This window comes from Myxococcus sp. MH1, assembly GCF_059738865.1.
On the sequence record NZ_AP026947.1, the window covers coordinates 7505213 to 7530049 of the forward strand.

Consider the following 24837-nt stretch of genomic DNA (forward strand, 5'->3'; position numbering starts at 1 on the left):
CTCACTCCGGAAGCGTGTCTTGCATTGGAGGCAGTCGTGGTCTCTCGCAGTCTCATTGCTCGCAATCTGATGGTCCCCCTCGCGGCGCTGCTCATGGTCCTCACGTCCGCGTGCGGCCCGGACACCCTGGAGGCTCCCGCCCAGGAGACGCAGTCCGCTCCGCCCGAGGACTCGGCGCTCGAGGTGACGTCCCAGGAGCAGTCGCAGTGCCAGTTCTACAACTACTACTGGGACGAGGGCCGCAACCCCGGCGGCCCCAACCGGTGCACCAACAGCTGCCAATGTGACGGCATGCGCACCTGCAGTTCCTCCGGCTGGTGCCAGGGCACCGCGCGCCCCGCCGTGAGCTGCACCAGCCCCAGCTATTACTGGAACGAGGCCTGGAACCCGGGCGGCTCCAACCGCTGCTGGAGCGCGTGTCAGTGCGACGGCATGCGCACGTGCAGCTCCTCAGGCTGGTGTCAGGGCCGCTCGCGCTGAAGCGCCCTGCCCTGAAATAGCGGCGCCCGCTCCCCCACTCTGGCGGCCTTTCGGCCTCTTGGGGGGAGCGGGCGCCTCGATGTCGTCATCCCGGCATGGTCACCTCGCGTGCAGGAGTCGGGGTGGTACCGCCTACCCCTTCACGCAGACGACCTGCTTGAGCGTGTGGACCACGTCGACCAGGTCCGACTGCGCCGCCATCACCGCGTCGATGGGCTTGTACGCCGCCGGCGTCTCGTCAATCACCTCGGCGTCCTTCCGGCACTCGACGCCCGCGGTCGCCTTCGCGTGGTCCTCCAGCGTGAAGCGCTTCTTCGCCGCCTCACGCGACATCACCCGGCCCGCGCCGTGGCTGCAGGAGTGGAAGCTGTCCGCGTTCCCCTTCCCGCGGACGATGAACGAGCGCGCCCCCATGCTGCCGGGGATGATGCCGAGGTCACCCTCGCGCGCCCGCACCGCGCCCTTGCGCGTCACGAAGCAGTTCTTCCCGAAGTGGTGCTCACGCGCCACGTAGTTGTGGTGGCAGTTCACCGCCGCGTCGGACAGCTCGAACGGAGGCAGCTCACCGCTCAGCCGCAGGGCCTCGATTGCGCCACGCAGCATCAGCTCGCGGTTGGTCGCCGCGTAGTCCTGCGCCCAGCTCACCGCGAAGACGTAGTCATCGAAGTGCTCGGAGCCCTCGGGCAGGTACGCCAGGTCCGCGTCGGGCAGGTGGATGAACCAGCGGCGCATGTCCTCCTTCGCCAGCTCGATGAAGTGGCTTCCGATGCGGTTACCCACGCCGCGCGAACCGGAGTGCAACATCAGCCACACGGCATCCGACTCGTCCAGGCACAGCTCGATGAAGTGGTTTCCCGTGCCGAGCGTACCCAGGTGTCCCAGGTCCGGCCCACGGCCGATGCGAGGGTGCTTGGCGACGATGCGGTCATACCCCTCCATCAGACGCGCCCACTCCTTCTGGTGGGAGGCCGGAGCCACGCGCCACGCGCCGACGTCGTTACGGCCGCCGTTGTCCGAGCGGCCATGCGGCACCGCCCGCTCGATGGCCGAGCGCACCCCACGCAGCGAGTCGGGGAGCTGATCCGCGCGCATCGTCGTGCGCACCGCGATCATTCCGCACCCGATGTCCACCCCCACCGCAGCCGGCACCACCGCGCCCACCGTCGGGACCACGCTGCCGACCGTCGCGCCGAACCCACGGTGCACGTCCGGCATCGCGGCGATCCACTTGTGGATGAAGGGCAGGCCACGGAGGTTTCGGAGCTGCTTCTTGGCCTCGTCCTCGAACGGCACGCCCACGGTCCACGACTTGATGGGGCGACCCGCCTCGTCCGACAGCACCTCGTAGTTCACCTTGTTGCGCTCCATGGCCTTCACCTTTCGGTCGTTCGCCCTGGGCTCTGTTTCCCGGGCACGCAGGGACCTAGAGCAGCCGGCGTGCCAGGCCCGCTCCAGAGGGGAGCGCCCGGTGGGCCCTGGCGTGGCGTATCTGTTCGGATAAAGTCCTATCCTGATGGCGAAGAAGCGCGCACGACAGACGGTGGTCCTGGGCATGCTCGGGACGACGCTCGACACGGGGCAGGGCCCGAACCGGTGGATGAAGTGGCGGCCCACGGTGGCGCTGTGCCAACAGGAGGACCTGGTGGTGCACCGGCTGGAGCTGTTGCACCCGCCGGCGGCCACACAGATTGCGGCGACGGTGGTGGCGGACATCCGACAGGTGTCGCCGGAGACCACGGTGCGCACCACGCTGCTGGACATCCGCAACCCGTGGGACCTGGAGGAGACGTACGGCGCGCTGCTCGACTACGTGCGCGGGTACAGCTTCAACCCCGAGGAGGAGGACTACCTCGTCCACATCACCACGGGCACGCACATCGCGCAGATCTCGATGTTCCTGTTGGTGGAGAGCCGGCTGATTCCGGGGCGGCTGGTGCAGCTGTCGCCGGACCCTCGCGACAAGGCGGGCGCGGGGACGAACACGCTCATCGACCTGGACCTGTCGCGCTACGACACGCTGGCGGCGCGCTTCCAGCGTGAGCAGCGCGAGGGCTTGTCGTACCTCAAGGCGGGCATCGACACGCGCAACGCGGCGTTCAACCACATCATCGAGCGCATCGAACAGGTGGCGAGCCACTCGCGCGCGCCGCTGCTCATCACCGGTCCCACGGGCGCGGGCAAGTCGCAGCTCGCGCGCCGCGTCTACACGCTGAAGAAGTCTCGCGGCACGGTGAGCGGACCGTTCGTGGACCTCAACTGCGCCACGCTGCGCGGTGACGGCGCCATGTCCGCGCTCTTCGGACATGTGAAGGGCTCGTTCACCGGCGCGCTGCAGGACCGGCCTGGACTCTTGCGGCAGGCGAACGGCGGCGTGCTGTTCCTCGATGAGATTGGAGAGCTGGGCGCGGACGAGCAGGCCATGCTGCTGCGCGCGCTGGAGGACAAGCGGTTCCTGCCGGTGGGCTCGGACAAGGAGGTGGAGAGCGACTTCCAGCTCATCGCCGGCACCAACCGGGACTTGCAGACCGAGGTGGAGCGCGGGCGCTTCCGCGAGGACCTGCTCGCGCGCATCAACCTGTGGACCTTCCGACTGCCCGCGCTGCGTGAGCGCCCCGAGGACATCCCGCCGAACCTGCTCTACGAGCTGGACCGGGCATCGGAGGCGATGGGCGCGCGCATCACGCTGAACAAGGAGGCCCAGGAGCGCTTCCTGCGCTTCGCCACCTCTCCTGATGCGCGCTGGTCGGGCAACTTCCGGGACCTCAACGCCGCGGTGCTGCGCATGGCCACGCTCGCGCCCGGGGGGCGCATCACCCGCGAGGTCGTGGACGAGGAACTGGAGCGCCTGCGCGCGCAGTGGCGGACAGGCAGTACCCGCTCGGGCCCTGTGTCATCCATGAGCGGCGAGGACCGGGTCGCGGAGGTGCTCGGTGAAGAGCTCGCCGCGGAGCTGGACCGGTTCGACCGCGTGCAGCTCGCGGACGTGTTGGGCGTGTGCCAGGGAAGCCGCTCGCTCTCGGAGGCCGGGCGCGTGCTGTTCGCTCAGTCCCGTGCTCGCAAGTCGAGCGTCAACGACGCGGACCGACTGAAGAAGTACCTGGCGCGCTTCGGCCTGACCTGGGCCGATGTGAGCTGACTCGACGCGGCGGGTGGCCCTCGGGGGTTTCCACGACCGTTGGAGTCGACCCGCCGGAAAAAAGCACGGGCCACGCAAAGGACGGTGACGGAGCGCGTCTTCATCGGTGTTGAAGGCAATGGGGGGCCGTGAGCCGGACGGACCTTCGACGCGAAAGCACCGCCATGTCCACGCCGCAGCTCCACCTCGACTCCTGTCGCCGGACAGGCACGTGGCTCATCGCCATCGTCCTCCTCCTGCTGGGGCGGAGCGCGGAAGCGCAGGTGCGGGAGCCGGACCACTTCCTCGCCACGTCCGTCACCCTCTCCTCCGCGCCTCGGCTGCGGCAGGTCTCCACCCGGCATGCCTCGCCCATGCTCGCCGCCGGCTTCCGGCTCTCCGAGCACTCGCAGCTCCGGCTCGACTGGGGACTGCCCTACACCTCGGTGGACCCCGCCGGCGCCATCGAGGGACGCAGGAGCCACCTGGGCTCCTCCAACCTGCTCGTCGGCCTGCACAACGTCCGCGCCTTCGTCGATGACACCGTCTTCGTGCGCATGGGCGTGGGCGTCGCCGTGCCCCTGGCCCGCCATCAGGACGCCGACGAGCTCGACGCGCGCAGGCCGGAGACACAAGACGCCAACTACACCACCGCCGCCGCGGTGCGCGGGCTCGCGGACCCGTGGCTGTGGGCGCTCGACACCACCTCCGTCGTGCTGCCCATGGCCGTGGGCCTGGACCTGCCTGGCTTCCAGCTCCGCGCGGACGTGGCACTGGGAATGCTCATCCCCGTCTCCCGCACGGCGAGGGACACGCACTTCGTCGCGCAGGCCAGCCTGGAGGCCGCGCTCGGGCTCGGCATGCTGGAGCCCGGCGCGCGGGTGCAGGTCGTCACGCCCCACCTCACCGAGGCGACCTGGGACAAAGAGGACTCCCGTGTCTCGCTGGAGCCCTTCGTCCGGGTCCGCCTGGGGCCCGCCTTCGCCCGCGCGGGCGTACGCATCGACCTGGGCGCCCCCCGGGCCCACCCCGCGCCCAGCGCATCACGGATGTGGGCGCTGGGCCTGGGGCTCGGCGTCGGCTTCTGACAGGGCCCGCTACTTGATGAGGTAGAAGGCCTCCTGCCGGGGCACGAAGAACTTCCAGCCCTCCTGCGTGAGATAGGCCGGGTCCTCCTCCATCACCGCGACCTTCTGCCCGTCCCACTCCGGCACCGGCGTGGACGTGTTGAGCTCGATGGCGATGTACGAGCCCTCGCGCAGCAGCTTCGGCGCCTCCTTGCGCGTCGCCGAGCGGAAGTCGATGGACGCGCCCAGCGCGTGGCCCTGGTTGCCCAGCGGATGGCTGTAGACCTGCGCCGTGATGCCCAGCTCGTCCATCCTCGCCATCGTCGCGTCATACACATCCGCCGACGAGCGCCCCGGCCGGGACGCCTCCAGCATCAACACATCCTGGAGCGTGTTCGTGTTCGCCAGCGCCTGCTTCAAGCCCTGGGGCGCGTCCGTCTCCCCCTCGCGCAGCACATAGGCCATCTTCTGCCAGTCGGTATGCAGCCCCAGGTAGCTGATGCCGAAGTCCACGTGGATGAGGTCCCCACGCTCGATGACGACCTCCTCCTTCGTCACCGCGAGGAAGCCGCGCGACTTGGAGTTCACCCCGCCCTTGCGCTGCACGCGCATGTCCGGCTGGAACCACGTGCTCACGCCCAGCGCCCACAGCCTGTCGTAGAGCCACCGGCGGATGTCCCCCACCGTCGTCTTCCCCGGCACCACCACCTTCGACGAGAAGGCCTCCTTCACCACCTCGTCCGTCAGCTCCACCAGCCCCTGGTAGTGCTCCCACTCCTCGGGCAGCCGCGAGTCCAGGTACTCCTCGATGAGCGGCGCCGCGCTCACGAAGCGCGCCTCCGCCTTCGGCCCGAGCGCCTCCAGAATCCACGCATACCCGTCCCGCGTCAGGCTGCGCGTCACGCCCCGCTTGCCGTCGATGCCCAGCGCAATCGCCTTCGGCTGGTGGCGCGCGTCCAGCTCCGCCAGGAACTCCGGCCCGGACTTGCCCTCCTCGGGCGTCTCGAAGAACTGGAGCACCGCCTCCTCCGCGTAGCCCGTCAGCGCCACGCGCCGCAGCCCCTCGGCCCCCGCGTCCACGAAGACGAAGACGTCACGGTTGCCGGCGTACGGGCGCGGCGGCGCCACGTACTGCGTCAGCGGGTCGTCATGGAACTCCTCGTTGACGACAATCCACATGCCCACGCCATGGCGGCGCATCATCTCCAGCAACATGTCGTGGCGCTTCCGCAGCCAGCCCTCCCGCAGCGCAATCTGCTGGGACATGGGCAACAGCCGGGGCTTCTCGTCCCGGGCTTGGGCACACCGGGACGTCGAACACGCGGACAACAACAGGAGCGGCAGGGCCGCCCACTTCAGCAGGGTCATTGGGGACTCCGAGTCGAGCAGGAGCCACACCCTATCGCCCAGACGGCACTCACCGAAGTCCCCCACCTCCGGAGCCCTTGGAGACTCCGGAGGCGGAGGACCTGGGGCGCGGACTGCCCCTTCCTCCACCACGCACCACGCAGGCCCTCCCGGATGACGCCCCCCCACGACCTGGAGTCATTCGCGTCGTCTCCCCCACCTTCACGACGCCATCCGTCAGAGGCGACGGTCGTCCCCCGACGCCGCCTGCCCGTGTGAAGCGCTCCCAAACCCTCGCGCCAAAATCTCAGTAGCTGGCGATCTGGAAATCCAGGTCGTCGTCCAGCAGGAGCTCCGCGTCACGCGCCTCCCGCTGCGGCTCATCCTCTTCAGAAGAAGCGCCCCCCCGGCACCGCCCCCCGCCCAGCTCCCGTCCCTCACCCTCCGCCAACGCCCCCCAGCTCCCGCCGCCCGCGCCCCGCTCCTCCGGCGCCCACATCCCGTGAGACTCCCCTTGGCCCCTCGCGTCACATCGGAACATCACTCCCCCCTGTCGCGATGCAGTCGATGCAGCTCCACTCCCCGCCGCCGCCGTCTTCCATCTGAAATACGCGGCGAGCCCTTTTTCTTGAGTGTTTCGCGGTGAAATAAAACGGGCGCTCCTCCTCACGAGAAACGCCCGCAAAACATGCAACTCACCGGAAAATCGGGAGAGTCATGTCACCCCTGAGACGTGTTTCACCGCTCCGGATTGACAGCGGGGCTGGCGGGAGGCTGCGGGACGGAGGGCCTGGCGGAGAGGGCCTCGGGGGCCTCCTCCGTGGGGGCGCGCAGGCCCCGGTCCCGCTCCGGCGGTGGATCTGGAATCTCGTGGGCGATGAGGCCCGGCATCCTCGAGTTCGAATTCCTCATGTGAGGCTCCCCCTGGGTTCGACGGTTCAAGGTCGACGCGCCGCGACGTGTGGCGGAGCGTCAACACCAGAACGTGGCGGGTCGGAATCCTTGAGGAGCGGACACTTCACTCGAACAGCAGGACGAGGGCGGGCCAGGTCGCGGAGGGCTCGCGCGACAGCCACGCCAGGCGCTCGTCGCGCAGGGCCTGGGAGGCCGGGGCTCCGGCGCGGATGCGCTCGCGCACGGACTCGAAGAAGCGCCCCGCGGTGTCGGGGATGTCGCCGGTGGAGGCGAGCACGGTGCGCGCGCCCGCCTCGATGAAGGCCACCGGCAGGCTCACCGACTCGTGGAGGAAGGGCGCGGCGCGGGCGGCGCCACACGCGGCGAGCAGCACCAGGGGCGCGCCGTGCAGCGGCTGCTCGCGCACCTGCGTCGCCGAGAGCGCGTAGCGGCCATCCTCCTCGGGCGCCAGCACCAGCAGCGAGGCGTCCGACAGCTCCGGGCTGAAGAGGCCATGGGTGTGGAGCTCTATCTCCCGCGCCTGGGCCATCTCGCGCAGCACGCGCGAGGGGGTGGCCGCCGCGCCTCGCAGCTCCACCCGCAGCGGGTCCGGGACGCGCGGCGCCTCCAGGGGCTGGAGCTTCTCGAGGCCCAGCGAGCGGGGCGCCTCCACGCCCGTCACCACCAGGTGATGGCCCGCCTGTCCGCGCGTCTCCGGGGCGACGCCCGAGCGACCCACGCGGTAGCTCCACGCCAGGTCCGCCGGCAGGAGGCCCGGCAGGCCATGCACGGGAGGAAGGGCCAGCACATCCACGTGCGCGCAGCCGCGCAGGGCCGCCACCAGCCTCGCCGGGACGAGCCCGTCGGCGGAAGCATGCAGGGGCGCGGTGCGGTGGTCGTCGTACGTGCCCACGAGCGCCCCCTGGGAGTCCTTCACGGCGGCCACCGTGCGCTCGTGGTCCACCGCCACGGCGAGCACGCAGCGCTCCGGCACGGGCACGCGCAGGGCCTGGCCCATCAGCTCCAGCACCTGCTCCTGCGCGCCGGCGCGGCCCGCGTCGCTCACCAGCACGCCATAGGCGAAGGTGCGGGCCTTGCGCGCGTCCACGTCGAACGGGAGCGCCTGGGCCGCGTCGATGGCGCCGAGCAGCAGCTCACGCCCGGACGCGCGCTCGCGCTCCAGCATGAACTGGCCCTCCAGGAAGGACAGCAGCGCCAGCTCCCCCGGCGTGCGCGGGCCGCGTCGCAGCTCGCCCAGCGTGCGCCGCATCAGGTCCTCGTCGCGCACCGGCGCGCCATGGCGGGCCAGATGGGACAACACCCAGGCGCCGGGCATGCCCAGGGGACGTCCGCAGCGCGTGGCCTGCTCCAGCTCGTCGCGCGCCTCGTCCGGACGGAAGTCCGCCCACGCCACGGAGGCCAGGTTGCGGTGCACGTACGTGCGCTGCTCGCAGTCATCGGGGATGCGCGACAGCGACTCGCGAAGGAACGCGCGCGCGCTGGCGGCGCTGTGGCGGTAGCGGGCGATCTGCGCCATCTCCTGGAGGAACTGCTGCTCCAGGTTCCACTCGCCCAACTCACGCGTCAGACGCAGGCCCTCGCGAGCCTCCTCCAGCGCGTCGGCCGGGCGGTGCAGGCGCACGAAGAGGTCCGCGAGCCTGCGCCGCAGCGTCGCGCACCGGTACGCCAGCCCCCGCCCCGTGCAGGACGCCAGGGCCGCGCGCAGCCGCTGCTCCGCCTTCCACCACTGCCCCTCGCGCTCCTCGCGCACGGACAGCTCGCGCTCGGCCAGCAGCACCAGCCACGCGTCCTGGCTGGCCCGCGCGATGCGCTCGAAGTCGTCCAGGTGCCGCTCCGCCGCGTCCAGCGTGACGAGCGCGCCCAGGTACAGGTCGTCCTCTCCGGAGCGTCGCAGCGTCTCCAGGAACGCGTCCGGGGCGGCGTGCTCCTGGCGAAGCAGCCGGGCGTAGTCGCGCGCCAGGGGCCCTCGGCGCTCGAAGTCCGCGAGCGAGACGCGGTTCACGGTGTCGGCCAGCGTGGAGCCCCCCTGGACCTCGTCCAGCACCCGCGCGAGCGGCAGCAGTCGCAGCACCGCCTCGCGCGTGGGCGCGGCCCTCACCGCGTCATAGAAGACCAGGCGCACCACGCCCGGGAAGCGGCGGGCCTCCTCGAGCGGAAGGCGCGAGCCATCCAACGAAGCGAGGTTCTGCGCCGCCGCGCGGGCATCGTGGAAGTCGCGCGAGCGCAGGTTCGTCTCGCTGCGCAGCGCCGTGGCGCGAAGGCGCGCCTCCTCGCTCCAGCCCGGCTCTGCCAGCCTCACCACCGCATCGAAGGCCTCGGCCGCCTGGAGCGACAGCCCCAGCTCGCGCAGCACCAGCGCCCGGTTCCACAGGGCCTGGGGATGGTCCGGCGCCGCGCGCAGCACGGCCTCCAGCAGCTCCAGCGCCTCCTCGCGCCGCCCCTGCTCCAGCGCGATGAGGGCCAGGTCGCTGTCGCGGTCGACGGAAGGCCGCGTGCGTCGCAGGAAATCCGACGCCTGACGCCAGTCCTGCCGCACCAGGTACGCGGCGGCGATGCCGTGCAGGTCTCCTTGCTCCTCCAGCTCGGCGAGCTCGCTCAGCGGCAGGGGCGTCGTCGACTCCGGCGCCCCGGGCCCGGCGCGCATCGGCACGTAGCGCCGATACCCATCCGCCCGCGCATACGCCACGCGCCCCTCCAGCCCTCGCTGCTCGACATGGGTGCCCCACACCTCGGGCGGCGCCTCGCGCGACATCGGCACGGCCAGCACCAGCGCCAGCAGCACCGCGGCCAGCGCCACGCCTCCCACGGCCCAGACATGCACGGCGCGCGGCCGCGTGGGGCTCAGCGAGCGCAGCCGCTGTCGCCACGACGGCCGGGGCCAGGGCGGCGTGGGCCACGCGGGCAACACCACCTCCGGCGCGGCGGTCAGCGCGTCATCGGACGGCAGCCCCTCCTCGTGGAGCGCCTGGAAGCCGAGCAGCTCCAGTTGCATCGCCTCGTGCAGGCCCGTGGCGCACATGGGACAGCGCGCCAGGTGGTGGCGGAAGTTCTCTTCGTCGACCGGGGGCAGCTCACCATCCAGGAACAGGTACAGCTTGTGACACGGGGGGCTCATGCGTCCCCTCCGCCATCCGTCAGCGGCATCAGCAGCTCGCGCAGCTCCTTGCGCGCCTGGAACAGCCAGCTGCCCACGGTGCCCTCGGGCACGCCCATGCGCTGGGCGATGGCCCGGTAGCGCAGGCCCTTGGCGTGCAGCTCGAAGGCCTCACGCACGCGGGCGTTGGGCAGCCGGGCGATGGCCTTGAGCAGGTCCGCGTCGGAGATCCGCTCCCACATCTCCCCCGTCACCGCGTCGGGAGAGCCCACGTCCTCGCGCACGAGCCGGATGTCCCGGCGCTCCTGCTCCAGCAGCTCCGTGCGGCGCTTGCGGCACTGGTCCAGGAAATGATTGGTCAACGCCCGGCACAGCCACGCGCGATACACGGGCTCCGGCTGCGCGGACAACGCCGCGTGGTGCACGAGCGCGCGCACCAGCGCCTCCTGCGCCAGGTCCTCCGGGTCGATGCCCCCCTGACCGCACAGACGCTTCGCCAGGGCCACGAGCATGGGCCTGACGCGCTGAGCAAACTCCTCGAAGCCTTCGTGTGCCACGCTGGCACTGTAGGCCACGGCGAATCGCTTCACCGAGGCAATGCGATGGTCCTTCATCGACCCCTCGCCCTCCTTCCACGCCCACTCGAAACGCAGCCACCCGGAATCCTTGGGTCGTCGTCTGGAAACCGACGCAGTCACGCTGGGTTCCGGTGGCTCCAGGACATCGCTCCGGGCCCTGGGGCCGGGTGGCCCCGGGACGTGGTGGGACTGACACCGAGCACCTCGGACGCCCGCTCGGATGCCCTACGAGCAACGCGCGCCGTCGGCCGCGCACGCGCTCAGCCCGGCGGCCCACCCGGAGGCGGGTCCCTCACGTCCGGTTTGGAGGAAGGCGGCGGCACGGCCACCTCCCCGGCGCCACCCGGCTCCACGTCGGAGGACTGTCCCGGAGTGGGGGGGTGGACCTCCGGGAGCATCACCGTCGCGGTGAGCTGCTCCGAAGACTGCGCCTCGTTCATCCTGCCCGTCATGGCACGCGGCTCCTGGGACCTCGCCCCTCTCCCGCCGGATGCGGGAGCGCGCGGTCCTCATGGAACAAAACGCCCCAGGTCCTTCTTGTTGCGTTGAACCTCCCACATCTCAGCGGGCAGGGAGCGCGCGTGCCGCGAGGCGGGCTCACTCGAACAGCAGCACGCGCGACAGCCAGCGGGCGTCGTCGGGGCGCTCGAGCAACCACGAGGCGCGCAAGTCCCTCAACGCCACCGAGGGGCGCTCTCCCGCGCGGATGCGCTCGCGCACCCGCTCGAAGAAGGCGCCCGCGGAGTCGGGAATCTCCACGGACGCCGCCAGCACCGCGCTCGCGCCCGCCTCGATGAAGGCCATGGGAAGGCTGAAGGACTCGTGGGGAAAGGGCGCCGTCCTCGCGGCCCCACAGGTGGCCAGCAACACCAGCGGCGCGTGGCTCAACCGCGCCTGGCGGACCTTGTCGACCGTCAGCACGTAGCTGCCGTCGGCCTCCGGCGCGAGCACCACCATGGACGCATCCGACTGGGACGCGCTGAACAGCCCATGCGTGTGGAGCTCCACCTCCGACGCCTGGGCCATCTCGGAGAGCACGCGCGAGGCCGTGGCCTCCGCGCCGCGCAGCTCCACGCGCCACGGGTCCGGCACGCGAGGCGGCGTCAACGGGGCCAGCCTCGACAGCCGCAGGGAAGGCGGGCTCGCCACCTCGGTGACGACCAGGTGGGTCGAGGGCCCGGTGCGAGCAGGCACTCCCCGCGCCCCCCGCCCCACGCGGTAGCTCCACGCGAGCGAGTCCGGCAACAACCCCGCGAGCCCATGGACCGGAGGACGGGTGAGCACGTCGACGTGGTCGCAGCCCGACAGCTCCTTCACCAGCTCGGCGGGCACCAGGCCCGTGGCCTCGTCGCGCAGCGGCACCTGGCGCCCCGTGGAGTACGCCCCCTTCAGCTCTCCCAAGGGCCCACGCACGAGGACGAGGGTCCGCTCGTGTTGCACGGACACCGCGAGCAGGCAGCGCTGCGCCACGGGCTCCACACGCAGCTCGTGTGCCATCAGCGTCAGGGCTTCATCCCACGCCCCCGTGCGCCCCGCCTCGGAGAGCAGCGCGGAGTAGCCGAAGGCGCGGGCCTTGCGCGCATCGACGCTGTCCGGCTCGAGGTCCGCCATCGACAGTGCCCGATGCACCAGCTCACGGCCGGAGCTGCCCGGTTGCGCGAGCAGGAACTGCCCCTCGATGACGAGCAGCAGCGACTCCAGCCCGGGAGAGACAGGCCCCCGTCGCAAGTCAGCCAGGGCCCGACGCAGCAGCGCGCCGTCCTGCGGCCGGGGCACCGAGCGCGCCATCTCCGACAACACCCAGGCGCCCGTCAGCCCCAGCGGCCGCTCACACTCCATCGCGCGCTCCAGCGCCGCGCGCGCGGCCTCCGGTCGGAAGCGCTGCCACTCCAGCAACGCCACGGTCCGATGCACATGCGTGCGCTGGGCGCAGTCCTCCGGCATGCGGCCCAGGGACTCCTCCAGATACGCGCGCGCGGTGGTGAACGCGTGCTGGTAGCGCGCCACGTCCGCCAGCTCCTGGAGGAACTCCTGCTCGAAGCGCCACTCCCGGGCCTCCAGCGCGCGCGCCCACCCCTTCCACGCGTGCTGGAAGGCCTCCGCGGGGCGGTGCTGGTCCAGGTAGAGGTCGGCGAGCCTCCGCTGCAGGCCCAGGCAGCGGTACACCAACCCCTGCTTCTGGCAGGTATCCAGCGCATCCAACAAGCGTTGCTCGGCCTTCCACCACTGGCCCTCGCGCTGCCAGAGCTTCGCCTGCTCCTGGTCCGCGAGGACGCGCATCCACGGGTCCCCGGAGGCACGCGCCAGACGAATCACCGCCTGCGAGTCGACGGGCTGCCGCTGTGCGTCCGCGAGGACCAGCGCGCCCAGGTACAAGTCCTCCTCGCCCGAGCGCCGGAGCGTCTCCAGCACCTCACCCGCCGGAGCGAGCGAGCCCATCACGAGCCGCCCATACAACCGCGCGAGCGGCCCCCGGTGCGTGAAGTCCCGCTCCGCCACCCGCGCGAGCCACGTGCGAAGGACGCTCCCGCCGTAGCGCTCGTCGAGCACGCGCGCCAGCGGCTCCAGGCGCAGCACCGCCTCACGCGAGGGCGCCGCCCTCACCGCATCGTAGAAGCCGAGCCGGAGGATGCCGGGATGCTCACGCGCCGCGGCGAGCGGCAGGGGCGCGGACGAATCCGTCACCAGCTCCCGCACCGACGCGTAGGCGTCCTTCCAGGCCCGGGCGCGCAGCGAGGTGGACTCGCGAAGCACGCGCTCGCGCTGCGCCGCCTCCTCGCTCCACCCGGGCTCCCCCAACCGGGCGACCTCACCGAACGCGTCGGCCGCCAGGAGCGGCAGCCCCAGCTCGCTCAACGCCAGGGCCCGGTTCCACAGGGCCTGGGGGTGTCGAGGCCACTCGCGCAGGACCCCCGAGAGCAGCTCCAGCGCTTCCTCCAGCCGCGCCGGTCGGGTGTCGAGCGAGCCCTCCTGTCGCGCCTGCTCCAGGGCCAGCAGCGCCAGGTCGCAATCCCGGTCCGCCGAGGCGGGCATGCGCTTCAAGAAGGCCTGTGCCTGTCGGGGCGCGCCATGGAGCAGATAGGCCGTGGCGACGCCGTGGAGATCTCCGCGCGCCTCCATCCGCCACAAGTCCTGCAGCGGCAGCGAGGGTACCGGCGATTGCGCCGCGTCAGCCCCCCGGTCCGGCACATACGGTCGATGGTGGGCATCCACCGCCCGATACGTCACCCGCCCCTCCAGCACGCGAGGGCCTTCCGCGGACAGCCAGGCGCTCTGCTCCCCGCCCCACGGGAGGGAGAAGGGCAGGAGCATCCACACCGCGACGCCCGCCACCAACACCTCGAGCCCGCGCAGCCCCCGGAGCCACGTCCGCCGAGCCCGCCGCTCCGCGGGCGCCGATGGCGCGGGCGCGTCCGACGAGGCCACCTCCTGCGCCTGCGCGAGGTGCGCGAGCAGCTCGAGCTGCATCGACTCCCGGAAGCGCGCCTCGCACGCGCCGCAGCCCCCCAGATGCTGTCGGAACCTCCCCTGCTCCCGAGCCTGCATCTGTCCATCGAGGAAGCGTTGCAAGTCCTTGCAATCAACCGTCATTGCCTCCGCTCCCGCCGACGCCGCTCAGCCGTCTCCCTCAAGACCTCGCGCAGCTCCAAGCGCGCGTGGTGCAGCCGCGCCCCCACCGTGCCCGGCGCCACGCCCGTCTCCCGGGCGATTCGCGAGTAGGACCACCCTTGGAGATACAGCTCGAACGTCCGACGCAGCGTGGGGCTCAGGAAGCTCAGCGCCCACCGCAAGTCCTCCACGCCGACGTAGCCCCAGAGCTCGTCCTGCTCCAGCCCGTCGTGCTCCTCCGCGTCCACCGACAGCTCGAGTAGCCCCCGCAGCCGGTCCGACTCACTGCGGCGACGCCGACACCGGTCCAGGAAACAGTTCTCCGCCACCCGCCCCAGCCAAGAGCGCTGCTTGAAGCAGTCCCATCGCTGTAGGTGCTCCCACCGGAGGAGCGCACGAAGCAATACATCGTGCACCAAGTCCTCCACTTCGTGTTCAATCCCGACACAGTACTTGCGAAGAATGGCAAACAACAGCGGCTGATACTGACGGGCGAAGGCCTCGAAGTCCGAGCCTGGCGCCCCTGACGGAGGCTCCACCACCCTCAATCGCGGCCTCGAGCGCATTGCCCCTCCTCCTTGACCAGAGAACGCGTCAGGTCTGCTTTATTGCCGACACCCCCTTATTCTTACAAACACGCCACCCCTGGGATGAGGAGGGAACGTCCAAGGTGGGGTGTTGTGATGACAACACGACACGGCCCCGCGGGGTGTCATGACGCAGCGGCGGAGAGCGGTGCGGGCTGCTTCAACGGCAACGTGAGGGTGAAACATGCGCCCCCCAGCGACTCGGAGCGGCTGGCCCGCACGGTGCCTCCGTGGCGCTCCAGGATGCCTCGAGCGATGGCCAATCCCAGCCCTGTCCCCGGACGAGGACCCTCGCGCCGCCGCCCCGTGACGAAGGGCTGGAACAGCCGGGGCAACAGCTCCGGTGGGATGCCCGGACCGCTGTCCTCCACGTGGACCTGGAGCATCGTGTCGGATTGAGACAGGCGGACCTGGAGCCTGGGCCGCGCGACCTCCCCCAGCGCGAGCAAGGCATTCTCCAGGACAATGACAAACACCTGGGAGAGCTGGGATTGGTCCGCCTCGACGGCCAGGGGCTCGCCTTCCTCCAGGTCAAAGGAGACATCCGGCGCCAGGGTGCCCAATCCCTGTCGCGCGGTGGAGTACGCCAGCGCCACCGTGGCATGGACATCCACCCGGCGCAGCTCCAGCGGGCGGGGCCGGCCATAACGCAACAGCTCGTCGACGAAGTGCCCCGCGCGGGAAATCTGCTCGCGCATGCCGGCCAGGGTGTCCGCGTCCGCGCCCTGGTGCTCCAGCAGCTTCAGCTGCGCGGCGAGCACGCCCAGCGGGTTTCGCACCTCGTGGGCCACGGCCGAGGAGAACTGTCCCAGCTCCGCCAGGCGCGCGGCCTGGTCCGCGCGGGTCTCCTGCTCGGCCAGCGCCGCCACCAGCTCCGTGCCCGTGGCGCGCCCTCGCAGCAGCCTGCGTCCCAGCCACTCCTGGAGCCCCTGGCGCAGGGGCTCGAAGGCGAGCGCCGCCAGGGCGAGCAGGAAGAAGGCGCCCGCGCGGTACTCGGCGAGGAAGGGCTGGCCGCTGCCCGCCATCAGCGTCAGCACGCCGAAGAGGAAGCCCGCGGACAGCACCGCCGCCATCGCCGAGTAGACGAGGCTGCGCTCCAGGAGCCTGCGCTCGGAGGGCGGCTGGTGCGCGTTGATGACGTGCACGAGCACCAGCAACGAGGCCAGCACCAGGTACATCCCGAAGGGCAGCGCGTAGCCGGCGGACAGGAGCAGCGCCGTGGCCAGCCCGCCCGAGTACGCGAGCGCGCCGACGATGCCCAGGCTGCGCAGGAGCGGACGGCGCTCGGGCGTCTCCTTGCGGTACGAGCGCGCCAGGAGCACCAGGGGCACGCCCGCCGCGGAGACCGACAGCGCCATGGTGGGCCAGAACAGCGGGCCGCGCCTCATCGCCAGGGGGCCGTACAGCGCGTCCGGGAAGAGCGCCCCCACCAGCGTGACGACGGTGGCCACGACGTACGCGAGCACCACCAGCCGGGGGGAGCGCTGGCGCGAGACGTCCTGCGCGGTGTGGAAGAAGGCGGCGGCGGTGAAGGCGCCACTGGCGGCGAAGCGCTCACCGAGCCACGCGGCCTGGGGCACGCACAGCAGCAGCAGCGAGCCGCTCCAGAACGCGGTGGCCAGGCAGTACAGCGTCAGCCCCGCGGCGTCGCGGCCTCGCAGCGCGGCCGTGAAACACAAGAGGAGCGACACCGACAGGACCGGCACCAGGCTGTAGGCGAACAGGGGCCCCATGGACGGAGTGTGGCAGATGTTCCTAGTGTGCGCCCCGTCGGCGCCTCGAGGCGCTCCGACGTCACCAGGAGTCATGAGCAGTGCGGCATTTCGCGATGGTCGCGGCAGGGGCCACCCTGTGGGGGTGCTGGTCCCTCTTCCTCCGGCCCGCGGGCCTGTCCTGGGCGCAGAACGCGTTCCTGGCGCTGGTCGCCATGTCGCTGCCGGTGCCCCTGCTGCTGCGCGGCGCCCCGTTCCATGACCGGCGCGCCACCGTGGCCCTGCTCGTCGTGGCCCTGGCGGACGCGGCCAACATCAGCCTGTTCTTCGCCGCCATGAAGCGGGGCCCCGTGTCGGTGGCCGTGCTCACGCACTATCTCGCGCCCCTGCTGCTCGCGCTCGCCGCGCCCTGGGTGCTGGGGGAGAAGCGCTCCGTGCGGGCCCTGGTGGCCGGGCCAGTAACGCTGGCGGGGCTGGTGATGCTCATCGGCCGGCCCGACGGACAGGGAGGAACGGGGATGACGGCGGCGCTCGGCGCGGGCAGCGCCCTGTTCTTCGCGGCCATCGTCCTGGGGACGAAGGCGGCGACGCGAGCCTACTCACCCCTGGCCGTGGCCTCGCTGCACGCGCCGGTGTCCGCCGGGGTGCTGCTTCTCATCGCCGGGACGGACGCGCTGCCGACCGCGCTGGACCCGGCCACCCTCCAGGTGCTCGCCGGGGGCGCGGTGTGCGGCCTTGCCGGGACGTGCCTCTTCAATGCGGGGCTGAGCCGTGTGCCCACGGCGGCGGCCGGGGCGTTGACGTACCTGGAGCCGCTCACGGCCTCCCTGGTGGGCTGGGCCGTCTTCTCCGAGGCGCTCACACCCGTGGGCGTGGCGGGGGGACTCCTGGTGCTGGCCGCGGGGGTCTGGGTCGCCTCCGAGCGTCGGGCGCCCGCGTCAAGCATGGCCCTCCCGTCCGCCACGTCTTGAAATCTCCACCCAACTCCCCACTTGCAAGGTCGGGGAATCCTTTGGTCCTCTTGGGCCAACGCAGCTCCTCCCCGCAGCGCCGTGCTTGCGACGCCGTATGCCCATGGAAACCGCAGCAGACAGTCGTGAGTACCGCGTCCTCTTCTTCTGCCCCGCGTCGAGCGCGAGGTTGGAGCGGCTGGAGGCGCCCGTGCGACGGCTGCTGTCGCGCATCCAGGCCCCGCCCGCGGAGCTGACGCCCATCCAGGAGTCCGGGGCGCTGTCGGAGGCCGGGTGGCAGGTGTACCTGGTGCGCTCGCTCACGGAGCGCTCGGCGGCGCAGGCCATGGCCGCGTACGTCAGCGAGGCCACGTGCGCGCTGGCGGCCGAGGTCGACGCCGAGGTGCTGGGGCTCTACGTGGACGTCTCCGGAGACTCGGCGCGCATCTGTCGCTGCGGGCCGGAGGATGGACCAGAGACCTTCGCGGGCCGTCGGCAGGCCGCGCTCAACCGCACGGCCGAGTGGCTGGAGGTCGCGCCCATCCTGCTCTCCGCCATCTTCCAGCTCGACGTGCCGGACGCGGACTACGAGCCGGACGCGGATGACCGCTTCGTGGAGGAGAAGCTTCGTGAGGCGCGCGTCCTGATGGAGCGCTACCGTCAGGGGAAATGAGGTCTCGAACTCCGGAGGACCTCGCGGGCCGCTGTCCGCGCTGCTTCCTGCCTTCCCCGCTGTGCCTGTGCGCCGAGCTGCCGAGCATCCCCACGCGCACGGAGCTGCTCGTCATCCGGCACCACAAGGAGACGCTCAAGTCGACGAACACCGCGCGCATGGCGGCGCTCGCGCTGCCGCGCTGTCACATCGTCTCGTATGGCTCGCCGGGTCAGCGCTTCGATGCGTCGGTGCTGGAGGACGACGGCTCCACGTGGTTGCTCTTCCCGGACGCGCAGCAGACGGCCGCGCCGGAGGCCGAGAAGCCCCGGCGGCTCATCGTCCTGGATGGCAGCTGGGGACAGGCGCGCCGCATGGTGCAGCGACTGCCGGGGTTGCGCAGGCTGCCCGGACTGAAGCTGCCTCCGCCGCCCCTGGATTCACGCCGGCTGCGCAGGCCGCCGCATCCGGACGGCATGTCGACGATTGAGGCCATCGCCGGCGCGCTCACGTACCTGGAGGGTGAGGACGTGTCCCGCCCGCTCTACGACCTGCACGAGAAGATGATCGACCGCGTGCTCGCGAGCCGCGGCCGGGGCCCCGCGCCTTCGTGTGACGAGGACGACGGCGACTGAGCGTCGCGTCGTCTCACGAAGCGGACAGCGGACTCAGCAGGAGGCGCCCTCGGTGCAGCGCGCCTTGCGCATCTGCTCGGCGAACGGCACGGGCTCCAGGAAGCCGGTGACGCGCGGGCGCTTGAGCTCCGTGCCCGTCTGCGACACGAAGGCCACCGTGGGCAGGCCCTCCACGCCGAAGCGCTCCATCAGCGCGTCGAGCGCGTCGTCGCTGTTCGTCGCGTCGATCTTGATGGTGAGGAACTGCCCCTCGGACGACTGCGAGATGACCTGCGGCGCCGGGTACGTCTCGCGGTCCAGCTCCTTGCAGGCCGCGCACCAGTCCGCGAAGAAGTCGATGAGCACCGGCCGCCCCTCGGCCTTCGCCTGGGCCAGCACCTGGTCGAACGCCTCGCGGGAGAAGGTCGCCTTCTTCGCGGGCATCACGTGGTCCCACGCCCACGTCGGCGCACGCGGACGCTCGGCCATGCCCAGGCGCACCCACAGCTCGCCCACCGGGCCCGCGTCCAGCGCGCCGCCGCGCACCATCAGCGCCACCACCACCAGCGCCACACCGAACGCCTTGAACGAGAAGTCGCGCGCGCCTTCCTTGAACGAGCGGTGCACCGCGCCCAGGAGCACGCCCACCACCGCGAGCCCCCCCGCCAGCGCCGCGCCCGGCAGTCGCCCCAGCTCCGCGCCCGCCGCCTTCACCACGTCACGCGCCCACGGCGACGCGTCCTTCAGGTAGCTGAACGCCAGCGCGACGAGCATGATGCCCAGCACGCTCTTCACCCACTCCATCCACACGCCGCTCTTGGGCAGCCTCACCGTGGACACCCCGAGGATGAAGAACGGCACGCCGATGCCCAAGGCGTAGATGAACAGCAGCGACGCGCCGAGCGTCACGTTCGCCGTCTTCGCCACGAAGGCGAGCAGCCCCGTGAGCACCGGCCCCGTGCACGGCGCCGCCAGGAAGCCCGACACGCTGCCCATCAGGAACGCGCCCGCCACCCCCGCGCCGCCCACCGAGTTCAGCCGCGTCTGCAGCCCCGACGGCAGCGCCAGCTCGAACGCGCCGAACATCGACGAGGCGAGCAACAGCAGGAACACCGCCAGCCCCGTCACCACCGCGGGGTGCCCCAACATCGAGCCGAACGCCTGGCCCGTCTTCGCCGCCAGGATGCCCAGCCCGCTGAACACCACGCCCATGCCCACGATGTAGGACGTGGTGAGCAGCATCGCCTTGCCCCGGCTCTCCGCCTTGCGGGCCCCGAAGACGGAGACCGTGATGGGGATGAGCGGGTAGACGCAGGGCGTCAGCGCGGTGAGCAACCCGCCGCCGAAGACGATGGCCGCGCCGAGGAAGAGGCTGCCGGACTCCAGGAAACGCGCCGCGTCGAGCTCCGTGCTGGGGCCGGTGGGCAACAGCCACGGCACCACCACCACCGCCACGCCGGCCAGTACGGCCATCAACCCGAGCTTCTTGGCATCCATGCGCGCTCTCTTCCGTCATCCCCAGCAAAAAGGGCCCGCTTTGTATACGCAGGCCCCGGCCCGGGGGCTACTGCGCCGTGGGGGCAAGCGAGGAGGCGGGCACCTTCAGGCCCGCGGACCGCGCCAGCCCCATGACGCCCTCCACCGCGGCGGCGATGTAGCCAAAGGGGTTCGCCCCATCCACCGCCGTGACGTGGACCTCGCCCATCTTCTGCTGGAACGCGGCCGCCACCTGGGGGAGCTGCTGCGCCAGCGTCATCTGGATGACCTCCGGGCTGATGGTGTTCTCGATGTCCCGCAGGGCCCGGGCCCGCGACAGCTCCAGCTCCTGCCGCGCGTTCTCCCGCCGCACCTCCAGCTCCGCGATGGCCACCTCCGCCTCCGCGATGCCGCGCCGCGACTGCACCACCTGCAGCTGCGCCTTGAGCTTCTCGACCTCCTGGAGCTGCTCGGCCAGCTGCCCCTCGTGCCGGGCCGCCGCCTGCTCCTGCTCCCGGCGCAGCCGCTCCAGCTCCATCTGCGCCAGCGCGTTCTGCTGCTCCTGCTCACGGCGCAGCCGCTCCAGCTCGATGGTCGCCTTGGCGCTCTCGGTCTCCTGCTCGCGCTGCAGCCGCACCAGCTCGAAGCGCGCCTGGGCGGCCTCGGCCTCCTGCAACAGCTTCTGCTTCTCCAGCTCCAGCTTCGCGCGGCCCACGTCCGCGTCCTGCTCGCGCTTGAGCTTCTCCAGGGCGATGCGCGCGCGGGCCCCCTCCAGCTCCTGCTCGCGCGACAGCTTCTCCATCTCCACCTGCGCGCGGCTCGTCGCCAGCTGCCGCTCGGAGACGATCTTCGCCTCGGCCAGCCGCGCCTCGGCGGTGAGCGCCTCCAGCTTGGCCTGTTCGTCGGCCACCTGCTTCTTCTGACGCACGTCCTGCTCGGCGGCGAGCTTGGTGAGCGCCACCTCGCGCTCCACCGTGGCCTGCTCCTGCTTGAGCGTGCGCTCCTGGGCGAGCTTCGCCTCGGCCACGCGCGCCTCGACGGCCAGCGTCTCCAGCCGCGACTGCTCGTCCGCGGTCTGCCGGCGCTGGCGCACCTCGTCCTCGGCCTCGAGCTTCTGGAGGCTCAGCTGCCGCTCGGCCTCCGTCTCCTCGCGGTGGACGAAGCGCTCCTTGGCCAGCTCCGCCTCGCGGGCCTGGCGCTCCTGCTCGCGGCGGAAGCGCGCCTGCATGTTCTCGAAGACGGTGGACGACAGGACGCGCACGTCCTGGATCTCAATCGTGTCCAGCAGCACGCCCCAGCCCGCGTCCGTCGAGTCCGCCAGGCGCCCCTGCCCCGACAGCACCGGCGCGATTTCGCGCATCAGCTCCGCGGCGATGCCCTCCTTGCGCCGGGACAGGCACTCCTCCACGGAGAGGTTCGCCACCAGCCTGCGCGCGGCGCCCACGAACATCTCGCGCAAGAGCTCCGCCAGCTTCTCCTGCGCCCGCTCCGGGAAGGAGAAGTTCAGCATGCGGAAGGCCACCAACGGATCCGCGATGCGGTACACCGCCAGGCCCGTCACCTGCACGCCCACCTTCTCGCTCGTCACCTGGTCCGCGGTGAACTGCAGCCGCTGGATGCTGGTGGGGACGATCGCCACCGAGTCGCCCGGCAGCTTGAAGCAGCTGGCCCCCTGGCCGCTGATGTCGCGCACGCGGCCGCGGCGCATGTGGACCAGGAACTCGCTCGGCCGGGCGGTGATGAGGCCCCAGCGCTTCATCTTCTCCGGGTCCTCCGCGGGCTTCCCCGCACGCCAGCCGTCCGAGTAACGGTTCTTATCCATCCCCCCACCGCCACCCTCCATCCGGACGAGCTGTGCACGGCCCTGCTCTGTCGACTCCGACGACTCCTTCACCCGCTTCGCGTTCGCGCTCATGCCTGCCTCCTGGCGACGCGCCCCGGTTGCAGCCCCCCGGCCAGCCCCACGCCCCTCGGGAAATCAGCCGCTTGCGCGCGATGAGGCCCCCGCCTCGCCCCATTCCGGACCACCCCGCGCCAGGACGGCCCACCCGGGTGATCCACCCCGGCGCGGCCGTTCCAACGCCGACAGCCCCTCCTTCCGGCCAGTCCCAGCGGGTCTCCCGTACGCCTTATGTTCGCTTGACCCGAGGGCACCCGATTTTATAATTGACCAGTCCGGTCCACATTCATGTGTGACGGTGTATGCCCGCCGCAGCGCGCCCCCTGGGTGGCGCCGGGGTGCGGGGGCAGTCGCAAGCCCCTTCAGGAAGGTGTGGGACGCAATGGTGAAGCTGCCGATCTACATGGACAACCACGCCACCACGCCGCTGGACCCGCGCGTGCTGGACGTGATGCTCCCCTATCTGCGCGAGGACTTCGGCAACGCGTCCAGCCGCAACCACGTGTTCGGCTGGAAGGCCGAGGCGGCGGTGAAGAAGGCCCGGCAGCAGGTGGCGGAGCTCATCGGCGCGACGGAGCAGGAGATCGTCTTCACCTCCGGCGCCACCGAGTCCGACAACCTGGCCATCAAGGGGGTCATCGAGTACTACAAGTCGAAGGGTGACCACATCATCACCCTGAAGACCGAGCACAAGGCCATCCTGGACACCTGCAAGCGCCTGGAGCGCGTGCGCCAGGAGCGCCTGGACGAGCTCAAGCTCTTGCGCCTGTCGCAGCTCGCCGAGCGCGACGTGTCGCCCGAGGAGGTGGCGGAGCTCTCCGCGAAGCATGATTTGGAGAACGACGCGACGTACAAGAAGTGGGCGGACCTGCCCACCGGCGGCGCGCGCGTGACGTACCTGGACGTGGAGCAGGACGGCCGGGTCAACCTGGAGAAGCTCGAGGAGGCGATGACGCCTCGCACGGTGCTGGTCTCCATCATGTTCGCCAACAACGAGATCGGCGTGGTGCAGCCCATCGCGGAGATTGGCGCGCTGTGCCGCAAGAAGGGCATCCTCTTCCACTGCGACGCGGTGCAGGGCATCGGCAAGGTGCCCTTCGATGTCGAGGCCATGAAGGTGGACCTGGCCTCCATCACCTCGCACAAGATGTACGGCCCCAAGGGCATCGGCGCGCTGTACGTGCGCCGCAAGCCGCGCGTGCGCATCGCCCCCATCATCGACGGCGGCGGCCATGAGCGCGGCATGCGCTCGGGCACGCTCAACGTGTCGGCCATCGTCGGCTTCGGCCACGCGGCGCAGCTGGCGCGCGAGGAGCTGGCCGAGGAGTCCGCGCGGATCCTCCGGCTGCGCGAGAAGCTGCGCAAGGGCCTCACGGACGCGCTGGACATGACCATCATCAACGGCTCGCTGGAGCACCGCCTGCCGGGCAACCTCAACATCTCCTTCGCCCACGCCGAGGGCGAGTCCCTGATGATGGGCATCAAGGACGTGGCGGTGTCGTCCGGCTCCGCGTGCACGTCCGCCTCGCTGGAGCCCTCGTATGTGCTGCGCGCGCTGGGCGTGGATGAGGAGCTGGCGCACAGCTCCATCCGCTTCGGCCTGGGGCGCTTCACCACGGAGGAGGAGGTCGACTACGTCGTCCAGCTCGTCGTGGACAAGGTGCGCAAGCTGCGCGACATGAGCCCGCTGTACGAGATGGCCAAGGAAGGCATCGACCTCAAGAGCATCGAGTGGACGGCGCATTAGCGCGCCTTCCCGAGCAATCAGCGGGGCGCATGGCTCCCCGGACGGTGGGCATTGCTCGCCGGAACCTTTGGTGCGAAGCATCGGTTGAAGGAGTTGGCATGGCTTACAGCGACAAGGTCATCGACCACTACGAGAACCCCCGCAACGTCGGGACGATGGACAAGGAAGACCCGAACGTCGGCACGGGTCTGGTCGGCGCGCCCGCGTGCGGCGACGTGATGCGCCTGCAGCTGAAGATCTCGGACGACGGCCTCATCGAGGACGCGCGGTTCAAGACCTTCGGCTGTGGCTCCGCCATCGCGTCCTCGTCGCTCGTCACCGAGTGGGTGAAGGGCAAGACGGTGGACCAGGCGATGACCATCTCCAACAAGGACGTGGCCCGGGAGCTGGCGCTGCCGCCGGTGAAGATCCACTGCTCGGTCCTCGCCGAGGACGCCATCAAGGCGGCCATCGAGGACTTCAAGAAGAAGCGCGCCGCGCGCAAGGCCCAGGCATCTTGAGTCCTGGGAGCACGGTGCTCTCCACATGACTCCAGGAGGTGAACCCATGAGCGAACAGGCGACCCAGCAGATGACGCCCGGCCCGGTGGCCAACGCGGCGCCCGTGGCCAAGGCCGCCCCCAAGGGCATCGTCGTGGCGGACAGCGCCGTGGCGCGGCTCAAGGAGCTCCTGGAGCAGCGCCAGACGCCCGAGGCCGGCCTGCGGCTGGCCGTGAAGGGCGGCGGGTGCTCGGGCCTCCAGTACTCCATGGAGTGGTCCGAGAAGGCCCGCGAGCGCGACAAGATCTTCGAGAAGGACGGCGTGCGCGTCTTCGTGGACCCGAAGAGCTACCTGTACCTCATCGGCACGGAGCTGGTCTTCGAGCAGACGCTCATGGCCTCCGGCTTCAAGCTCAACAACCCCAACATCAAGGCCGCGTGCGGCTGCGGAGAGAGCTTCTCCGTCTGACGTGGGGACAGCCCTCGTCCCTCGCCTCGCGCGGGGGACCTCCAGT

General features: G+C 71.0%; 21 protein-coding genes. 9 read left to right on the forward strand and 12 right to left on the reverse strand.

Going from position 1 to position 24837, the window contains the following annotated elements:
- Positions 1-36 precede the first annotated feature (36 nt).
- Positions 37-480, forward strand: coding sequence for a hypothetical protein (locus tag AC6JA9_RS29325; RefSeq protein ID WP_223745630.1), 444 nt, complete (start codon positions 37-39; stop codon positions 478-480).
- Positions 481-612: 132 nt separating this feature from the next.
- Here AC6JA9_RS29325 and AC6JA9_RS29330 read toward each other — a convergent pair whose 3' ends face one another.
- On the reverse strand, positions 613-1848 hold the full coding sequence (locus AC6JA9_RS29330; protein ID WP_497958179.1) for an RtcB family protein: 1236 nt from the start codon (positions 1846-1848) through the stop codon (positions 613-615).
- A gap of 145 nt (positions 1849-1993) precedes the next feature.
- On the opposite strand from AC6JA9_RS29330, the gene rtcR reads away from it, so the two are divergent.
- On the forward strand, positions 1994-3616 hold the full coding sequence (gene rtcR, locus AC6JA9_RS29335; RefSeq protein ID WP_497958180.1) for an RNA repair transcriptional activator RtcR: 1623 nt from the start codon (positions 1994-1996) through the stop codon (positions 3614-3616).
- A 164-nt stretch (positions 3617-3780) separates the two neighbouring features.
- Entirely contained in the window at positions 3781-4683 is a 903-nt protein-coding gene (locus AC6JA9_RS29340) for a hypothetical protein (protein WP_497958181.1), read from the forward strand.
- Between the two features lie 9 nt (positions 4684-4692).
- On the opposite strand, the gene AC6JA9_RS29345 is transcribed toward AC6JA9_RS29340, so the two are convergent.
- From AC6JA9_RS29345 to AC6JA9_RS29385, 9 genes are all read right to left on the reverse strand, one after another.
- Positions 4693-6030, reverse strand: coding sequence for a M24 family metallopeptidase (locus AC6JA9_RS29345; RefSeq protein WP_223745626.1), 1338 nt, complete (start codon positions 6028-6030; stop codon positions 4693-4695).
- 286 nt (positions 6031-6316) lie between these two features.
- Positions 6317-6508 carry a hypothetical protein gene (locus AC6JA9_RS29350; RefSeq protein ID WP_223745625.1) on the reverse strand — a complete coding sequence of 64 codons (192 nt, stop codon included), beginning with the start codon at positions 6506-6508 and terminating at the stop codon, positions 6317-6319.
- A gap of 239 nt (positions 6509-6747) precedes the next feature.
- Positions 6748-6921 carry a hypothetical protein gene (locus AC6JA9_RS29355; protein WP_153882679.1) on the reverse strand — a complete coding sequence of 58 codons (174 nt, stop codon included), beginning with the start codon at positions 6919-6921 and terminating at the stop codon, positions 6748-6750.
- 106 nt (positions 6922-7027) lie between these two features.
- On the reverse strand, positions 7028-10039 hold the full coding sequence (locus AC6JA9_RS29360; RefSeq protein WP_497958182.1) for a CHAT domain-containing protein: 3012 nt from the start codon (positions 10037-10039) through the stop codon (positions 7028-7030).
- Positions 10036-10632, reverse strand: a complete 597-nt coding sequence (locus AC6JA9_RS29365) for an RNA polymerase sigma factor (RefSeq protein WP_223745623.1) — start codon at positions 10630-10632, stop codon at positions 10036-10038. Before AC6JA9_RS29365 ends, AC6JA9_RS29360 begins: the two co-directional genes overlap by 4 nt.
- A gap of 224 nt (positions 10633-10856) precedes the next feature.
- The gene (locus tag AC6JA9_RS29370; RefSeq protein WP_223784056.1) at positions 10857-11048 is read right to left on the reverse strand and encodes a hypothetical protein; all 192 of its coding nucleotides are present in this window, start codon (positions 11046-11048) and stop codon (positions 10857-10859) included.
- A 145-nt stretch (positions 11049-11193) separates the two neighbouring features.
- Complete coding sequence (locus AC6JA9_RS29375; RefSeq protein WP_408889774.1) at positions 11194-14187, reverse strand: CHAT domain-containing protein; 2994 nt, start codon at positions 14185-14187, stop codon at positions 11194-11196.
- On the reverse strand, positions 14184-14771 hold the full coding sequence (locus AC6JA9_RS29380) for an RNA polymerase sigma factor (RefSeq protein ID WP_497958183.1): 588 nt from the start codon (positions 14769-14771) through the stop codon (positions 14184-14186). Before AC6JA9_RS29380 ends, AC6JA9_RS29375 begins: the two co-directional genes overlap by 4 nt.
- A 146-nt stretch (positions 14772-14917) precedes the next feature.
- Positions 14918-16525: a sensor histidine kinase gene (locus AC6JA9_RS29385; RefSeq protein WP_497958184.1), complete on the reverse strand. Its 1608-nt coding sequence runs from the start codon at positions 16523-16525 to the stop codon at positions 14918-14920.
- Positions 16526-16605: 80 nt separating this feature from the next.
- Between AC6JA9_RS29385 and AC6JA9_RS29390 the strand changes: the two genes are divergently transcribed.
- From AC6JA9_RS29390 to AC6JA9_RS29400, 3 genes are all read left to right on the forward strand, one after another.
- On the forward strand, positions 16606-17475 hold the full coding sequence (locus AC6JA9_RS29390) for a DMT family transporter (RefSeq protein WP_223745618.1): 870 nt from the start codon (positions 16606-16608) through the stop codon (positions 17473-17475).
- A 103-nt stretch (positions 17476-17578) separates the two neighbouring features.
- Positions 17579-18127, forward strand: a complete 549-nt coding sequence (locus AC6JA9_RS29395; RefSeq protein ID WP_141325169.1) for a hypothetical protein — start codon at positions 17579-17581, stop codon at positions 18125-18127.
- Positions 18124-18741, forward strand: coding sequence for a tRNA-uridine aminocarboxypropyltransferase (locus AC6JA9_RS29400; protein ID WP_223745617.1), 618 nt, complete (start codon positions 18124-18126; stop codon positions 18739-18741). Before AC6JA9_RS29395 ends, AC6JA9_RS29400 begins: the two co-directional genes overlap by 4 nt.
- A gap of 33 nt (positions 18742-18774) precedes the next feature.
- Here the strand turns inward: AC6JA9_RS29400 and AC6JA9_RS29405 are convergent, their stop codons facing one another.
- Positions 18775-20217, reverse strand: a complete 1443-nt coding sequence (locus AC6JA9_RS29405) for a protein-disulfide reductase DsbD family protein (RefSeq protein ID WP_223745616.1) — start codon at positions 20215-20217, stop codon at positions 18775-18777.
- 67 nt (positions 20218-20284) lie between these two features.
- A complete protein-coding gene (locus tag AC6JA9_RS29410) occupies positions 20285-22111 on the reverse strand; it encodes an SPFH domain-containing protein (protein ID WP_223745615.1) in 1827 nt (608 codons plus the stop codon).
- A gap of 370 nt (positions 22112-22481) precedes the next feature.
- On the opposite strand from AC6JA9_RS29410, the gene AC6JA9_RS29415 reads away from it, so the two are divergent.
- The 3 genes from AC6JA9_RS29415 to AC6JA9_RS29425 all read left to right on the forward strand — a co-directional run bounded on the left by AC6JA9_RS29415 (position 22482) and on the right by AC6JA9_RS29425 (position 24791).
- Entirely contained in the window at positions 22482-23843 is a 1362-nt protein-coding gene (locus AC6JA9_RS29415; RefSeq protein ID WP_223745867.1) for an IscS subfamily cysteine desulfurase, read from the forward strand.
- A gap of 98 nt (positions 23844-23941) precedes the next feature.
- Positions 23942-24343 (forward strand): Fe-S cluster assembly scaffold IscU, encoded by a 402-nt coding sequence (gene iscU, locus AC6JA9_RS29420; RefSeq protein ID WP_015351027.1) that lies wholly within the window; start codon positions 23942-23944, stop codon positions 24341-24343.
- A 46-nt stretch (positions 24344-24389) separates the two neighbouring features.
- Complete coding sequence (locus AC6JA9_RS29425; RefSeq protein ID WP_141325174.1) at positions 24390-24791, forward strand: HesB/IscA family protein; 402 nt, start codon at positions 24390-24392, stop codon at positions 24789-24791.
- The last annotated feature ends 46 nt before the right edge of the window (positions 24792-24837 follow it).

Bases quoted from the DNA above. Each gene is read 5' to 3' on its own strand.
- AC6JA9_RS29330 (WP_497958179.1), bottom strand. From the start codon at position 1,848: ATGGAGCGCAACAAGGTGAACTACGAGGTGCTGTCGGACGAGGCGGGT.
- iscU (WP_015351027.1), top strand. From the start codon at position 23,942: ATGGCTTACAGCGACAAGGTCATCGACCACTACGAGAACCCCCGCAAC.
- AC6JA9_RS29345 (WP_223745626.1), bottom strand. From the start codon at position 6,030: ATGACCCTGCTGAAGTGGGCGGCCCTGCCGCTCCTGTTGTTGTCCGCG.
- rtcR (WP_497958180.1), top strand. From the start codon at position 1,994: ATGGCGAAGAAGCGCGCACGACAGACGGTGGTCCTGGGCATGCTCGGG.
- AC6JA9_RS29370 (WP_223784056.1), bottom strand. From the start codon at position 11,048: ATGACGGGCAGGATGAACGAGGCGCAGTCTTCGGAGCAGCTCACCGCG.
- AC6JA9_RS29385 (WP_497958184.1), bottom strand. From the start codon at position 16,525: ATGGGGCCCCTGTTCGCCTACAGCCTGGTGCCGGTCCTGTCGGTGTCG.
- AC6JA9_RS29380 (WP_497958183.1), bottom strand. From the start codon at position 14,771: ATGCGCTCGAGGCCGCGATTGAGGGTGGTGGAGCCTCCGTCAGGGGCG.
- AC6JA9_RS29350 (WP_223745625.1), bottom strand. From the start codon at position 6,508: ATGTGGGCGCCGGAGGAGCGGGGCGCGGGCGGCGGGAGCTGGGGGGCG.
- AC6JA9_RS29360 (WP_497958182.1), bottom strand. From the start codon at position 10,039: ATGAGCCCCCCGTGTCACAAGCTGTACCTGTTCCTGGATGGTGAGCTG.
- AC6JA9_RS29405 (WP_223745616.1), bottom strand. From the start codon at position 20,217: ATGGATGCCAAGAAGCTCGGGTTGATGGCCGTACTGGCCGGCGTGGCG.
- AC6JA9_RS29375 (WP_408889774.1), bottom strand. From the start codon at position 14,187: ATGACGGTTGATTGCAAGGACTTGCAACGCTTCCTCGATGGACAGATG.
- AC6JA9_RS29395 (WP_141325169.1), top strand. From the start codon at position 17,579: ATGGAAACCGCAGCAGACAGTCGTGAGTACCGCGTCCTCTTCTTCTGC.
- AC6JA9_RS29355 (WP_153882679.1), bottom strand. From the start codon at position 6,921: ATGAGGAATTCGAACTCGAGGATGCCGGGCCTCATCGCCCACGAGATT.
- AC6JA9_RS29400 (WP_223745617.1), top strand. From the start codon at position 18,124: ATGAGGTCTCGAACTCCGGAGGACCTCGCGGGCCGCTGTCCGCGCTGC.
- AC6JA9_RS29425 (WP_141325174.1), top strand. From the start codon at position 24,390: ATGAGCGAACAGGCGACCCAGCAGATGACGCCCGGCCCGGTGGCCAAC.
- AC6JA9_RS29410 (WP_223745615.1), bottom strand. From the start codon at position 22,111: ATGAGCGCGAACGCGAAGCGGGTGAAGGAGTCGTCGGAGTCGACAGAG.
- AC6JA9_RS29340 (WP_497958181.1), top strand. From the start codon at position 3,781: ATGTCCACGCCGCAGCTCCACCTCGACTCCTGTCGCCGGACAGGCACG.
- AC6JA9_RS29365 (WP_223745623.1), bottom strand. From the start codon at position 10,632: ATGAAGGACCATCGCATTGCCTCGGTGAAGCGATTCGCCGTGGCCTAC.